The sequence below is a fragment of the Nocardioides sp. F233 genome (genome assembly GCF_057813895.1).
Window position 1 is genome coordinate 332918 of record NZ_JBVASH010000006.1, and the last position, 11915, is coordinate 344832.

18 protein-coding genes are annotated in these 11915 nt (G+C 70.3%); 12 read left to right on the plus strand and 6 right to left on the minus strand.

Going from position 1 to position 11915, the window contains the following annotated elements:
• The first annotated feature begins 293 nt into the window (after positions 1-293).
• From ACZYRU_RS22480 to ACZYRU_RS22500, 5 genes are all read left to right on the plus strand, one after another.
• Positions 294-584 carry a DUF2188 domain-containing protein gene (locus tag ACZYRU_RS22480; RefSeq protein ID WP_488959377.1) on the plus strand — a complete coding sequence of 97 codons (291 nt, stop codon included), beginning with the start codon at positions 294-296 and terminating at the stop codon, positions 582-584.
• Positions 585-592: 8 nt separating this feature from the next.
• A complete protein-coding gene (locus ACZYRU_RS22485) occupies positions 593-1399 on the plus strand; it encodes an adenylate/guanylate cyclase domain-containing protein (RefSeq protein ID WP_488959318.1) in 807 nt (268 codons plus the stop codon).
• Positions 1400-1409: 10 nt separating this feature from the next.
• On the plus strand, positions 1410-2018 hold the full coding sequence (locus ACZYRU_RS22490) for a type II CBASS E2 protein (RefSeq protein ID WP_488959319.1): 609 nt from the start codon (positions 1410-1412) through the stop codon (positions 2016-2018).
• Positions 2019-2046: 28 nt separating this feature from the next.
• Complete coding sequence (locus ACZYRU_RS22495; protein WP_488959320.1) at positions 2047-2523, plus strand: Pycsar system effector family protein; 477 nt, start codon at positions 2047-2049, stop codon at positions 2521-2523.
• 292 nt (positions 2524-2815) lie between these two features.
• Positions 2816-2980 (plus strand): hypothetical protein, encoded by a 165-nt coding sequence (locus tag ACZYRU_RS22500; protein ID WP_488959321.1) that lies wholly within the window; start codon positions 2816-2818, stop codon positions 2978-2980.
• Here ACZYRU_RS22500 and ACZYRU_RS22505 read toward each other — a convergent pair whose 3' ends face one another.
• On the minus strand, positions 2981-3427 hold the full coding sequence (locus ACZYRU_RS22505; protein WP_488959322.1) for a winged helix-turn-helix transcriptional regulator: 447 nt from the start codon (positions 3425-3427) through the stop codon (positions 2981-2983). It abuts the gene before it with no gap.
• Positions 3428-3558: 131 nt separating this feature from the next.
• Here ACZYRU_RS22505 and ACZYRU_RS22510 point away from each other — a divergent pair, with 131 nt between their 5' ends.
• The 3 genes from ACZYRU_RS22510 to ACZYRU_RS22520 all read left to right on the plus strand — a co-directional run bounded on the left by ACZYRU_RS22510 (position 3559) and on the right by ACZYRU_RS22520 (position 5892).
• The gene (locus ACZYRU_RS22510) at positions 3559-4482 is read left to right on the plus strand and encodes an NADP-dependent oxidoreductase (RefSeq protein ID WP_488959323.1); all 924 of its coding nucleotides are present in this window, start codon (positions 3559-3561) and stop codon (positions 4480-4482) included.
• A gap of 5 nt (positions 4483-4487) precedes the next feature.
• Positions 4488-4865, plus strand: a complete 378-nt coding sequence (locus tag ACZYRU_RS22515; RefSeq protein ID WP_488959324.1) for a DUF4267 domain-containing protein — start codon at positions 4488-4490, stop codon at positions 4863-4865.
• 313 nt (positions 4866-5178) lie between these two features.
• Entirely contained in the window at positions 5179-5892 is a 714-nt protein-coding gene (locus ACZYRU_RS22520) for a LuxR C-terminal-related transcriptional regulator (protein WP_488959325.1), read from the plus strand.
• On the opposite strand, the gene ACZYRU_RS22525 is transcribed toward ACZYRU_RS22520, so the two are convergent.
• Positions 5886-7346: an MFS transporter gene (locus ACZYRU_RS22525; protein ID WP_488959326.1), complete on the minus strand. Its 1461-nt coding sequence runs from the start codon at positions 7344-7346 to the stop codon at positions 5886-5888. The genes ACZYRU_RS22520 and ACZYRU_RS22525 overlap by 7 nt on opposite strands.
• Before the next feature lie 97 nt (positions 7347-7443).
• Here ACZYRU_RS22525 and ACZYRU_RS22530 point away from each other — a divergent pair, with 97 nt between their 5' ends.
• On the plus strand, positions 7444-8073 hold the full coding sequence (locus ACZYRU_RS22530) for a TetR/AcrR family transcriptional regulator (protein WP_488959327.1): 630 nt from the start codon (positions 7444-7446) through the stop codon (positions 8071-8073).
• Here the strand turns inward: ACZYRU_RS22530 and ACZYRU_RS22535 are convergent.
• Complete coding sequence (locus tag ACZYRU_RS22535; protein ID WP_488959328.1) at positions 8055-8459, minus strand: VOC family protein; 405 nt, start codon at positions 8457-8459, stop codon at positions 8055-8057. The genes ACZYRU_RS22530 and ACZYRU_RS22535 overlap by 19 nt on opposite strands.
• 69 nt (positions 8460-8528) lie before the next feature.
• Here ACZYRU_RS22535 and ACZYRU_RS22540 point away from each other — a divergent pair, with 69 nt between their 5' ends.
• Positions 8529-9314: a TetR/AcrR family transcriptional regulator gene (locus tag ACZYRU_RS22540; RefSeq protein ID WP_488959329.1), complete on the plus strand. Its 786-nt coding sequence runs from the start codon at positions 8529-8531 to the stop codon at positions 9312-9314.
• Here the strand turns inward: ACZYRU_RS22540 and ACZYRU_RS22545 are convergent.
• Entirely contained in the window at positions 9280-9648 is a 369-nt protein-coding gene (locus ACZYRU_RS22545; protein WP_488959330.1) for an MmcQ/YjbR family DNA-binding protein, read from the minus strand. The two genes, ACZYRU_RS22540 and ACZYRU_RS22545, sit on opposite strands and share 35 nt — an antisense overlap.
• A 123-nt stretch (positions 9649-9771) precedes the next feature.
• Between ACZYRU_RS22545 and ACZYRU_RS22550 the strand changes: the two genes are divergently transcribed.
• Together ACZYRU_RS22550 and ACZYRU_RS22555 are read left to right on the plus strand one after the other, a co-directional pair.
• Positions 9772-10068: a DUF4287 domain-containing protein gene (locus ACZYRU_RS22550; RefSeq protein WP_488959331.1), complete on the plus strand. Its 297-nt coding sequence runs from the start codon at positions 9772-9774 to the stop codon at positions 10066-10068.
• 34 nt (positions 10069-10102) lie between these two features.
• On the plus strand, positions 10103-10618 hold the full coding sequence (locus tag ACZYRU_RS22555; protein WP_488959332.1) for a VOC family protein: 516 nt from the start codon (positions 10103-10105) through the stop codon (positions 10616-10618).
• On the opposite strand, the gene ACZYRU_RS22560 is transcribed toward ACZYRU_RS22555, so the two are convergent.
• Positions 10587-11105, minus strand: a complete 519-nt coding sequence (locus ACZYRU_RS22560; RefSeq protein ID WP_488959333.1) for a hypothetical protein — start codon at positions 11103-11105, stop codon at positions 10587-10589. The genes ACZYRU_RS22555 and ACZYRU_RS22560 overlap by 32 nt on opposite strands.
• 25 nt (positions 11106-11130) lie before the next feature.
• Positions 11131-11898: a MerR family transcriptional regulator gene (locus ACZYRU_RS22565; protein WP_488959334.1), complete on the minus strand. Its 768-nt coding sequence runs from the start codon at positions 11896-11898 to the stop codon at positions 11131-11133.
• Positions 11899-11915: the final 17 nt, after the last annotated feature.

Sequence of the window (11915 nt, forward strand, 5' to 3'; positions counted from 1 at the left end):
TGCGTGCGTTGCACGTGAGGTCACTGTGACCGCGATGGCGAATGCCTGCAGCCCGCAAGTCGGCGGTGTGGGTGATCCCGCCGGCCGCACGCAGACATTTGGGGAGGGCTTGGGGAGAACGCGGGGTGTGTCACCCAATTCGTCAGCCCTGCGTGAGATACTCGGACACATGTTCGAAAGGGGCGACTCCGCTGGAACGGAGCCGCCCCTCGAGCCGGGGTCTAGGACCACCAGTTGCCAAGTTGGGACAAGGCTGCGGGTGAGAATAGTCGGGTTTGCCAGTCGTGCAAAAGATGCGCGGCGCCCTCTCCGGTTCGGAACCGGAAGAGGAGGTAGAAGTGGCGAGTCCAAACCGAAGGGATGTCGTTCCCAACCCGAACGGTGGATGGGACGTCAAGGCGCCGGGTGCGAAGAAGGCCAGCGCTCACACTGACACCCAGAAGCAGGCACAGGACCGTGCTCGACAGATCGTCGAGCGTGCCGGTGGTGGCGAGGTCACCACGCACGGTCGCGACGGCAGGATCCGCGACTCCGACACGGTTGCGCCGGGAAACGACCCGCTCCCGCCCCGCGACGAGAAGTGAGCGCGACGATGAGTTACTCGTACGCCCAGTTCAAGAACACCATCGCCGGTGACTACGACCGTCGTCGCGGACAGGTCTTCGCTGAGTCCGCGTTGAGTGCGAGCAGCGGAGTTCCGGAGACGCGAGCCCTGGGGCATCCGCGCTTCGAAGGACTCAGGGTGGGGCAGAGAGAGAATGTCACTCTCGCTGTCGCATTCCTCGACCTCACGGCCTTCACCCGGCGTTCCTTCTGGGACGGTGCCGATCAGGTTGCTGATCTCGCCCACGCCATCTTGACCGGGTTCGTAGAGGTCGTCGGACAGTTCGGGGGCCACGCGTTGGGGCTCCGTGGCGATGGCGTCTTCGCGGGCTTCGGCCCGGGCCCCTCAGGGACGCTGGACGCCACGATGGCTCTCGGGGCGTGTGCATTCGCGCTCAACGGCGTCAAGGAGGAGGTGAACCCATGGCTGACGTCGCGTGGGATCGAGCCGGTCTTGGCACGTGCCGGCGTCGACTATGGAGACATCACCTTCGTTCGCACAGGAAGCGCCTCGGCCAACGAAGTGAACCCGATCGGGTTCGCCGCCAACTTTGCTGCCAAGTGTGAGAAGCAGGCCAACTCGTGGGAGATCGTTGTCGGGGAGGGTGCCGTCGCCGGGTTGGGTGATGCGCTTCTCTGCATCGAGCACGCCGAGTCGCCTAAGGAGTACCGGCGGGGCGACGAACGGCGGTACTACCGATTCTACGACTACCGATGGCGCCAAACGCTTCCTGCGCTGCCCGGGGTCGTCCGTGAGCTGGGCGGAATGCCCGTCACGTCGGTCAAGAGCGCCTGAGGAGCCGCACATGTCGATCGCACAGCTACTCAGCATCAACGGCGCACGCCGCCCCCGCTACATCACCGTGGCCGGCCGCACTGTGTTCGGCGGTGTCACCGTGACCACAGCGGGACACATCCACCCGGAGCACGGCCTCGTCACCCCGGTGGCAAGGCACACGTTTCACGACGGCCCCGGACCAGAAGACACCGGAACTGCTCGATGGTGGAAAACTCCAGAGAACCTAGCTCGACACGTCGAGGACATGTCGCGAGCATTCCCCGGCTTTGAACTCGTGCCGGGAACTGACTCCACGCCGCCCGCGTTTGTCGGCAACATCGACACTGGACGCGGAACCTTCACGATCGGCGTCTACCTACGGCGAGACCAAGGTCTTCCCACGATCGCGGTCCTCAGCGGTCAACGACTCGGTCGCAACGCCGGCCGGCGACCGCTGCGCGCCCCACACCTCTACGACAGTGGACACCTCTGCGTCGCCGACGAATCTGACTGGGATGTCCATGCGCACACAGCCGCCACGGCAACCGCCTGGGCGGCCCACTGGCTCGCCGCCTTCACGGAATGGCGAATCACGCTCAAATGGCCAATCGAGGGATACCAACCTGATGTCGCCTGACCAGCAAGACGACGGCGCACTAGTGGCTATGGACCAGATCGGACAATGGGTCCGCTATGCCGATGCCAAGGCAGGGCTGGTCGCAGCGGCAGCTGCGGCCGTCCTGGCCTTGGCCGCAGGGAACGCCACCGAGATCGCAACGACGTGGGAACGTGGCGGTGGATGGCGCGCGGCCATCAGCACGCTGCTCATTGGCGCCGCCATTGCTGGCATGATCACGTTCTGGGCCATTGTCCAAGCACTGGCACCTCGTCCTACGAGCAGTCGCCCCATCCCGAACCGATTTTCCTGGCCGAGCCTGTCCGCACTGACCGACGATCAACTCGAGTCACACCTCAGCACCAGCACTGCGCAACACGACGCGTGGCTGCAGGCCCGTGCCCTCGCCTGCATCGCCAAAACCAAGTTCGGCTGGTGCAGGATCGCATTGGTCGCGTTCATCTTCATGGGAGCGCTCAGCCTCGCAGCGACGTTCCTAGCGGCAGTCGGTGTACCGCCTCTATGAGTCCTAGCGACAACGGGATCTGAGCCCCAACGGGCTCGCCGACGACCACGGCACTCTCGTGCCGTTCACTGCTCAAACCCGTATCACCGGATCCCGGGCCTCTCCGTCATCGCCCTGAGGTTTCCCTGCGCGGCGACGCCCCTTCGAGACTTCGTTGCTCCGCTGCGACGAAGCCGGGAAGAAGTTTCACTTGACCGGTCACCACAACCGCACGATGCTCGACGTGGGGGGTCGACCGGACTGCACTGTCCAGCTCTCGGGACCTTGGCAACATGGGGAAGGTGGCCAACCGATGGACCCGCAACGCGTACTGACCGTGCCCAAGCGACTACCGGTCGCGACGCTCGACTCCGTCCTGAGCGCCGTCGAGGAGGCGCTGCTCGGCACGGGCGCGCGGCGCATCTGGATCGAGTCGGAGGACGCCGAGCTCTGCGTGGTGGCGGAGTTCGACCGTTAGCTACTCCACGACCGGCTGCCGGTCGTGCTCGTCGCGGTTGACCATCACCTCGTCCATGTGGCTCTCGGCCCAGACCTTGATGTCGCGCATGACGGCCTGGAGCGACAGGCCGAGGTCGGTCAGCTCGTAGGTGACCGTCACCGGGACGGTGGCGGTGACGGTGCGGGTCAGCAGGCCGTCGCGCTCGAGCGAGCGGAGGGTCTGGGTGAGCATCTTCTGGCTCACTCCTGAGATACGGCGGGCGAGGTCGGAGTAGCGCAGCGGCTGCGGGCCGTCGTGGGTCGAGGAGCCGGGGCGGGGACCGTCGCCTCCGAGGGCGGCCAGCACCAGGGCGACCCACTTGTCCGAGATGCGGGCGAGGAGCTGGCGGCTGGGGCACATCGCGAGGAAGGCGTCGTACTCGCGCTTCGCCTGGGCCCGGCGCTCGCCGGCGGTCATGGTCGGCATGATGGCTCCTCCTCGGTGACTTACGCACTTTCAGGTGCCTACTTCCCCTGGGGAAGCGACTTCTCCATGGTGGTGCTGACCGACCGGGAGCGCAAGGGCGTTCCGGTCACGATCCCCGAAGGAGCATCACGATGACCCCCACCACCTCCCGCCGCGCCGTGGTCCGCGTCCCGCGCGGACCCGAGGCGATCGAGCTCATCGACGTCCCCGTCGCCGAGCCCGGACCCGGTCAGGTCCGGGTCCGGGTCGCCGCTGCAGCGGTGAACCCGGTCGACCTGGGTGTCGCCGCCGGCCGCTTCCACGACCTCGGCCTGGTGCACCAGCCGGACCACACCGGCCTGGGCTGGGACTTCGCCGGCACCGTCGAGGCGATCGGGCCCGGTGTCGCTCTGGCGGCCGGCACGCGCGTCGCCGGGTTCATCGACGGCTTCGACCGCGACCACGGCTCCCACGCCGAGCACCTCGTCGTCGGGGCGGGCCAACTCGCCGTCGTACCCGACGGGGTGGACCTGGTCGCCGCCGCCACGGTGCCGCTCAACGCGACGGCGGCGGCCCAGCTCGTCGACCTCCTCGGCGACGCACCCGAAGGCGGCGACCGGCTGTTGGTGACCGGCGCGGCCGGCGCCGTCGGTGCGTACGTCGTCCTCCTGGCCCGCGACCGTGGCTGGCAGGTGACCGGGTCGGCCCGGGCGGCCGACGAGGCGTTCGTGCGCGGGCTCGGGGCGGACTTCACCCCCGACCCCGGCGCGGGCTGGGACGTCGTCGTCGATGCCGCTGCCCAGCAGGAGGCGGCGCTGCGCCGGGTCCGGGACGGGGGCCGCTTCATCGGGGTCCAGCCGGCGGCGCGGCCGGCCGGGGAACGGGGCATCGCCGTCGACGCGGTGGTCGCCCACCCCGACGGCCCGCTCCTCGCGCGGCTGCTCGACCGGGTGGCGACGGGAGAGCTCCCGGCGCGGGTCCACGACCTACGCCCGCTCGACGAGATCGGTGACGCCTACCGGCAGCAGGCCAAGGGCGGCGTCCGTGGCCGGATCGTCCTCTCCATGGAGGGCTGATCGCCGTGCTCACCACCACCGCACAGGTCCTCACCGCCCTCATCGGCGCCGGCGTCGTCCTCATGGGGGCGCGCGGGTTCCTGGCCCCCCAGGCCACGGTCGGGTTCGGCATCCCCGACACCCCCGCCGACGACCCGACCCTCCTGGCCTGGCTGCAGGTCAAGGCCGCCCGCGACATCGGCTGCGGACTGGTCCTGCTCGCCGTGCTGCTCGGGGGCACCACCGCGCTGGCCGGCTGGTGCCTGATCGCCGCCGCGGCGATCCCGGCGGCCGACGCCCTGGTGGTCCTCAGGTCGGGCGGGCCACGCGGGATCGGCTACGGCGTGCACGCCGCCACGGCGGCGGCGATGGTCGCGGTCGGTGGGCTCGCGCTGGCCGCCTGACGGTGCGCGCCGGGACCGTCGGCGGGGCGGGTGGGTCCTCGGTCCCGGTGGGCCTGGTACCAACGGACCGGGCGGGGCGAGCGCCGCGGCCCGTGTTCGAGGTTCGAAGCGGAAATCTCGCTCGGTTCACCAAAAGTCGGCGCCCGACGACGTACCGTGGACAGCGATCCGGTAGTAGGGGAGCCGGCGCCGGGAGCACCGTCGAGTGCACTCCGGCCAGGCAAGAGGCGGAGCCGGGTCCGTGCCGCTGAGAGTTGACGAGAGGGCTCCGGATCGGAGCCCAGCACTTGGCTGACTCCAGGAGGTGGTCCGGATGGTCCCCACTACGCAGAAGATCACGGTGCTCGCGGGACACGAGATGTTCGCCGAGGCCTTGCACCTGGCCCTGACGGGCGCAGGTCACCAGGTGCACCACCTGTCGCCGCCGGAACCGGCGGTGCCGTCCGCGCGCCTGGTCGAGGCGGTGGCAAGCACGCGCCCTCGGGTGCTCCTGGTCGACCCGGACCTCGGCGACAACGACGCCGCCGAGGTGATCCGGGCGCTGAGCCGGTACGGCGTGATCGTGGTCGTCCTGACCGCGGAGATCGACCGCGCGCGGTGGGGCGGCTGGCTCTTCCTCGGTGCGCACGCCGTCTTGTCGAAGTCGGTCTCGCTCGGTGACCTGCTCGCTGCGCTCCGTGCCATCGGCGAGGGACGCGAGGTGCTCGCTCGGGAGGAGTGCCACCGCCTCGTCGAGCTCTACCACCAGGAGCGGAACCAGGTCCGCGACTGCCGAGCGCGGCTCCAGGCCCTGACCCAGCGCGAGCGGCAGGTGCTGGCCCACCTGGTCCACGGCGACGCCGTGAGCGACATCGCTGCGGTGCACGTCGTCTCCGAGGCCACCGTGCGTACGCAGGTGAAGTCGATCCTCGCCAAGCTCGGCGTCACGTCCCAGCTGGGTGCGGTGAGCGTGGCCTTCCGCGCGCGGTGGCGGCCGACGCTCCCGAGCCGGGCGGCCGTCGCCGCGGCACCGAGCCGGGGTCAGTGAGCGACGTGGTGCCTGCGGACACCGAACGCCGCCGACAGCGCCGCCAGGACGAACGCGACCGCGCCGAGGGCGAACACGGTGTTGTACGCCGCCTCGGTGGGGATCGTGACGGTGCCGACCGGTGTCGTGTGGGCTCGTGCGGAGGACGCGAGGATGGTCACCACGATGGCTGAACCGATGGCGCCACCGACGGTGCGCATCACCGCGTTGACCGAGTTGGCGATGCCGGTGTCCTGGGGAGTGACGTGCTGGTTCAGCAGGGCCGGCATGGCGGCGTACGCGATGGAGATGGCGGCGTTGACCGCGACCACGGCGACGATGAACTCCGCTGCGTGGGCGTGGAACAGGGCCAGGGCCGCCATGGACACGATCCCCAGCACGGTGGCGCCGACCAGCACCTTTCGGGGACCGTGCGTCCCGACGAAGCGTCCCGCGAGCGGGCCGAGCGGGATGGCCAGCAGCGTCCCGGGCAGCATGAACTCGACCGACGTGCGGAGCACGGAGGCGTCGAAGCCGTAACCGGTCAACGCGGACGGGGCCTGCACGAAGAACGTGGCGCCGAGGAACACCGAGAACATGCCGTACCCGACGAACAGGGAGGCGGCGTTGGTGAACGCGACGTCACGATGGGCGAGCAGGCGCAGTGACATCAGCGGCTGCGCCACCTTGCCCTGGAGGACGGCGAACCCGGCGAGGACGACGGCCGCGGCGACCAGGAGGCCGATGGTGCGTGCCGAGGTCCAGCCCCATTCGTGGCCTTGCGAGATGGGGAGCAGGAGCGACACGAGTCCTGCGCCGAGGACGCCAGCGCCCAGGTAGTCGACCTTGCCGCCGCGACCGGGGCGCTTGGGGAGCGCCCTGGACGACAGGGCGAGCATGGCGACCGACAGCGCGACCGTGAGCCAGAAGATGCGGCGGTAGTCACCGTCGTGGTTCGTCAGGACACCGGTCGCGACCAGCGCGAAACCGGAACCGACGCCCAGGGCCGTCGCGGCGATGGACATGCCGTGGTGCAGCTTGTGCAGCGGCAGCTCCTGGCGCAGCACGCTGATGGCGAGCGGGAACAGGCCGAACGAGGCGCCCTGCAGCACGCGCGCCGCGATGAGGAGCTCGATGCTGTGCGTCGTCGCCGCCAGCACCGAACCCGCGAGCGTGAGGGTGAGCGCGACCAGGATGACGCGGCGGCTGCCGAACACGTCACCGAGGCGACCGAACAGGGGCGTCGTGGCGGACGCGGTGAGCATGGTGGCCGTCGCCAGCCAGCCGACCGTCGTGGCGGAGGTGTGCAGCTGCTGACCGATGAGCGGCAGCGCCGGCACGACGATGGTCTGGACGACGGCGAGGAGGAAGACGTTGGCTGCCATGGCGGGCAGGACGAGTCGTGAGTACGTCGTCGGGCCGGGCGCCGAGGGCTGCCCGCCGACGGACGCCGACGTGTCGAGGGTGCTGGTCATGCAACCAAGGTGACATGGAATTGACGCAGTGTCGAGAATGCGTGACGTGCTGTCAATCACGTTCGACGACCTGTCGACCTGGCGTATCCTCGAGGCCATGAGCACCGAGACGGCCACGACCGCCCCGGTCCGTCGTCGAGGCGGTCCCAGCAAGGGCGACCAGCGCGAGGCGGCGATCGTCGACGCCACGCGACGGCTGCTGGCGACGAAGTCGGTCAACGAGCTCACCGTCGACGCGATCGCCAAGGCGGCCGGCGTCTCCCGGACCGCCTTCTACTTCTACTTCCCGACGAAGCAGGCCGTCGTCGCGGACCTCCTGGACGGTCTGTGGGACCGGTTCGGCGGCAGCTACGGCTGGCTGGACACGACGGGCTCGGACCGTGCCGCCCTGCTGGAGCACCACCGCCTGGTCGCCGACGTGTGGCGCGAGCACGCCTCGATCCTGTCCTGCACGACCGGCCCCAGCCTCGACTACCAGCCGCTGCTGGAGTGGGCTGACCGGGCACGCGCCAGGTTCGTGGACGGACTGACGGCGAAGATCGTGCGTGACCGGACCGCAGGCGTCGCACCCGACGGCGTCGATGCACGCGCGCTGGCGCAGATGGTGTTCGACCTGCGCGACGCGCGGATGCGTGTCGTCGCGACCGTGGGCGAAGCCGACGTCGCGCAGGCACTGGCCGACCTGACCGAAGGTGTCCTCCGCCTTCTCTACGGCGCGGTCGGCTGAGAGGTCGTGGGCGCGACCCACTGCACGAGCTGGTAGATCACTCCGTTCGGGTCGGCCATCTGGAAGTACCGCTCGCCCCACGGCTCGGTCTCGATCGGCGTCACGACCTCGACCCCGGCGGTCCGCAGCCGGGCGTACTCGGCGTCGATGTCGTCGACGGTGAACACGACGAGCAGGCCGTCGACGTGCCCGGCGGCGGAGGCCGGCTTGAAGCTCGAGAGCCCGGTGCGCAGGTAGATCAGGTTCATCCCGGACTGCGGGTGCTCGAGCGAGCAGAACCCGTCGGCGGCCATCGCCTCGGTGAAGCCGAGGTGGCGCTGGGCCCAGGCGGCGGACGCCTCGACGTCGGCGACGTTCAGGGAGACGGCGGTGGCGGTGATGGTCATGGTCCTCCTCAGGATCCTTCTCTGTACGTTGTACATCGTACAACGTATGCATGTGCGAAACTGTTCCCCGTGAGCGGGACGAGCACCGGGGCCGGTGAGCCGAGCCGCACCCTGGCGCTGCTGTGGGGCGACCCGTCGGCCGGTCCGCGGCGCAAGGGACCCGGCCGCTCGGTCAGCGTGGAGCAGCTGGTCACGGCCGCCCTCGCGCTCGCCGACGAGCACGGTCTGGCCGCCGTCACCACGCGCGCCGTGGCCGAGAAGGTCGGCATCTCGGCGATGTCCGTCTACACCTACGTCCCGGGCAAGCCCGAGCTGCTCGACCTGATGGTCGACGCGGTCTACCTCGCGATGCCGCGTCCCGCCTGGCGCGCGCGATCGTGGCGTTCCCGGCTCACCCGGGTCGCCGAGTCGAACCGCGACCTGCTGCGCGCCCACCCCTGGTTGACCGAGGTCGCGGCGCTGAGCCGACCGCCGTTGGGGCCGGGCGTGATGGCGAAGTACGAGCACGAGCTGGCGGCGTACGACGGCACGGGGCTCGGCGACGTCGAGACCGATGCCGCGCTGACCTACCTGCTCGGCTTCGTCCACGCGCACTGCCGCGCCGCCCACGACGCCGCTCGCGCGACGACCGACAGCGCGATCAGCGACGCCGAGTGGTGGGCGGCCAACCAGCCCGTCCTGGCGCGCGCGTTCGACCCGGAGACCTACCCGCGGGCGGTCCGCATCGGAGCCGCTGCCGGCGAGGCGCAGGGGAGTGCCTGGGACGCCGAGCGGGCCTGGACGTTCGGGTTGGCCCGCACCCTCGACGGCCTGGCGGCGCTCATCGACCGTCCCCCGGACCCTCGGGGTGCGTGAGGTCGTAGGCCCGCGACAGCTTCTGCGGCACGACCATCCGCCACGCGTCGACGACCAGCTCGCGCGCCTCGGCCGGGTCGAGGGACGCCAGCTCGGCGTGCACCCAGTTGAACCGGAGGTCCGACTCCGCGGGCAGCCGGAACTTGTGCGGCTCACCGGCGACGAGGGCGGCGCGCTCCTCCTTCGGGAAGCCGAAGCCCATGATCGTCTCGTCGAGCGAGAACGCGGCGTAGACGATCTGGCCGACACGGAACTTCAACCGACGGCGGACGTAGACCGGGTAGGACCGCTCCAGCTCGTCGGCCAGGGGCCGGACGTCGTCGAGGCTCGCCATGCAGGGATGGACCGGCATGACGGCGCGGACTCATCGCAGGAATTCGATCGCGACCCGATGTCGAGGTCCGGGACCATCGTTCGACGTACGGGCAACTGATCAGCACCACGAGAGGAACCCACCATGTCCTTCCAGGCCTACCTCGACAACATCGAGAAGAAGACCGGGCAGACGCCGCGCCAGCTCATCGGGCGGGCCGAGGAGCGCGGGCTGGCCGGCCCCGCCGTCAAGGCGAACGACGTCATCGCCTGGCTGAAGGAGGACTACGACCTCGGCCGCGGCCACGCCATGGCCCTGGTCCACGTCCTGAAGAACGGCGCCACCATCAGCTCGCAACACGTCGGATCCACGGGCAGCCACCGCGACGAGTCGGACACCCTGTGGCTCGACGGCATCGCCACCCGGCCGACCACCGACTGAGGTCCTAGTCTGGGCGCGACCGAGAGGAGTGCCCATGACGTCGACGAGTGCCGGGTACGGCCCCGTGACCCAGCTGGCCTGGGTCACCGACGACCTCGACGCCACCGAGCAGGTGCTCGGGGCGAGCTTCGGCGCCGTCGGGTGGACCCGGATGCCGGGCGTCCACTTCGGCCCCGACGCGTGCACGCTGCGTGGCGAACCGGCCGACTTCACCGCCGACATCTCGCTCAGCTACGCAGGCGACCTGCAGCTCGAGCTGATCCGCCCGGTGACCGGGGACTCGATCTACACCGAGTTCCTCGCCGAGCGCGGGTCCGGGCTGCACCACGTGTGCTGCGAGGTCCCCTCGATGGACGAGGCGCTCGCGCGGGCCGAGCGCGACGGGTTCACGGTCGTCCAGGCCGGCACCATGGCGGGCGGGCTGATGAGGTTCGCCTACCTCGACACGTCGGCCGCGGGGGCGTCGTACGTCGAGCTGGCGGAGATCTCGCCCGACCTGCAGGCGATGTTCGCCGACATCAGGGCGCGGTCGGGCCGGGCTCCTCGCTGAGGTGGTCGAGCAGGTCGTCGAGGCCCTCGAAGGTGACGGACTCGACGCCCTCGATCTCGACCTCGAGGTCCTCGAAGCGGTGGTCCGCGTCGAGCTGGACCCGGATGGTCGCGTCGGGCAGCTGCAGCGGCGCCACGAACGAGAGCAGCACCGCGTCGACGAAGACGACCGACGAGGTCAGCGCGAGGTCGTCGCGCAGCGAGGTGCGCTCGACGACCGGCTGGTCGCCGACGGCGTCCTCGATCTCCGCCACGACCTGGTCCACGACGGCCGCCCACTGCTCGGGCGTGAGCGCGAGGAAGGCTGCGACCCGCTCGACGAGGGCGTCGACCTCGACGTCGTCGCGGTCCTCGGTCTCGGGGTCGACGTTGACCATCACGTCGGTGCCCGCGGCCGGCAGGTCGGCCATGCCGTAGGCGAAGTCGCCCTCGGCCACGGGGTCGCGCAACAGCGGCGCGAGCGCCTCGACGAGTCGCTGGATGTCCATGCGAACGAGGCTACCGAGCCACGGCTCAGGCGCGTGCGACGCGGGTCCAGCCGGCCCAGCCGCGCTCGGCCAGCAGCTCGCGCAACCGGGTGACCATGGGGTGTCCCTCGGCCATCGAGTCGAGCAGCTGCACGAACGCGGAGTCGTCCATCATCTCGTCCTGCTGCTCGAGCTGGCCGGCAGCGGCCGCCTCCTCGAAGAGCTCGACGAGCAGGTCGGCCATCTCCTGCACGAGCGCCTCGTCGCCGGTCCCGTCGCTGCGCAGCAGCTCGCCGATGAGCCGGTAGAACCGGACCGTCCGCTCGTCCTCCAGCTGGGCGCGCTTGTCGGCCATGAACGCGGGGATCTGGTCCGGATAGCGCGCGGCCACGAGGATCCACGCGTCCCGCTCGGCCTCCAGCATCTCCTCCGGCGCCCCGGTCGCCCGCACCATCTCGAGGTACGCCGAGACCTCCTCCGGCACCGCCAGGGTGTCGCCCGAGCTGAGCTGGGCGATCCGCTTCCGGTGCTGCTGCAGCTCGCGGATCTCGGCCCGCAGCCGCCGGTCGATGTCCTCGACCGCGCCGCTGAAGGTGTCCGGGTCGGCGTCGAGCAGCTCCTGCACCCGGGCCAGGGGTACGCCGGCGTCGGCCAGGGTGCGGATCCGGATCAGCCGCACGACCGCGCGGGCGTCGTACGACCGGTAGCCGGAGCGGTCCCGCTCCGGCTCCGGCAGCAGCCCGACCTGGTGGTAGTGGCGCACGGTCCGGACGGTCACCCCGGCGTACGTCGCCAGCTGTCCGATCGTCAGCACGGCCCCAGCCTGCCCTG

Bases quoted from the DNA above. Each gene is read 5' to 3' on its own strand.
- ACZYRU_RS22495 (WP_488959320.1), top strand. From the start codon at position 2,047: ATGGACCAGATCGGACAATGGGTCCGCTATGCCGATGCCAAGGCAGGG.
- ACZYRU_RS22505 (WP_488959322.1), bottom strand. From the start codon at position 3,427: ATGCCGACCATGACCGCCGGCGAGCGCCGGGCCCAGGCGAAGCGCGAG.
- ACZYRU_RS22530 (WP_488959327.1), top strand. From the start codon at position 7,444: ATGAGCACCGAGACGGCCACGACCGCCCCGGTCCGTCGTCGAGGCGGT.
- ACZYRU_RS22555 (WP_488959332.1), top strand. From the start codon at position 10,103: ATGACGTCGACGAGTGCCGGGTACGGCCCCGTGACCCAGCTGGCCTGG.
- ACZYRU_RS22500 (WP_488959321.1), top strand. From the start codon at position 2,816: ATGGACCCGCAACGCGTACTGACCGTGCCCAAGCGACTACCGGTCGCG.
- ACZYRU_RS22485 (WP_488959318.1), top strand. From the start codon at position 593: ATGAGTTACTCGTACGCCCAGTTCAAGAACACCATCGCCGGTGACTAC.
- ACZYRU_RS22480 (WP_488959377.1), top strand. From the start codon at position 294: ATGCGCGGCGCCCTCTCCGGTTCGGAACCGGAAGAGGAGGTAGAAGTG.
- ACZYRU_RS22520 (WP_488959325.1), top strand. From the start codon at position 5,179: ATGGTCCCCACTACGCAGAAGATCACGGTGCTCGCGGGACACGAGATG.
- ACZYRU_RS22510 (WP_488959323.1), top strand. From the start codon at position 3,559: ATGACCCCCACCACCTCCCGCCGCGCCGTGGTCCGCGTCCCGCGCGGA.
- ACZYRU_RS22490 (WP_488959319.1), top strand. From the start codon at position 1,410: ATGTCGATCGCACAGCTACTCAGCATCAACGGCGCACGCCGCCCCCGC.
- ACZYRU_RS22545 (WP_488959330.1), bottom strand. From the start codon at position 9,648: ATGGCGAGCCTCGACGACGTCCGGCCCCTGGCCGACGAGCTGGAGCGG.
- ACZYRU_RS22525 (WP_488959326.1), bottom strand. From the start codon at position 7,346: ATGACCAGCACCCTCGACACGTCGGCGTCCGTCGGCGGGCAGCCCTCG.
- ACZYRU_RS22550 (WP_488959331.1), top strand. From the start codon at position 9,772: ATGTCCTTCCAGGCCTACCTCGACAACATCGAGAAGAAGACCGGGCAG.
- ACZYRU_RS22535 (WP_488959328.1), bottom strand. From the start codon at position 8,459: ATGACCATCACCGCCACCGCCGTCTCCCTGAACGTCGCCGACGTCGAG.
- ACZYRU_RS22560 (WP_488959333.1), bottom strand. From the start codon at position 11,105: ATGGACATCCAGCGACTCGTCGAGGCGCTCGCGCCGCTGTTGCGCGAC.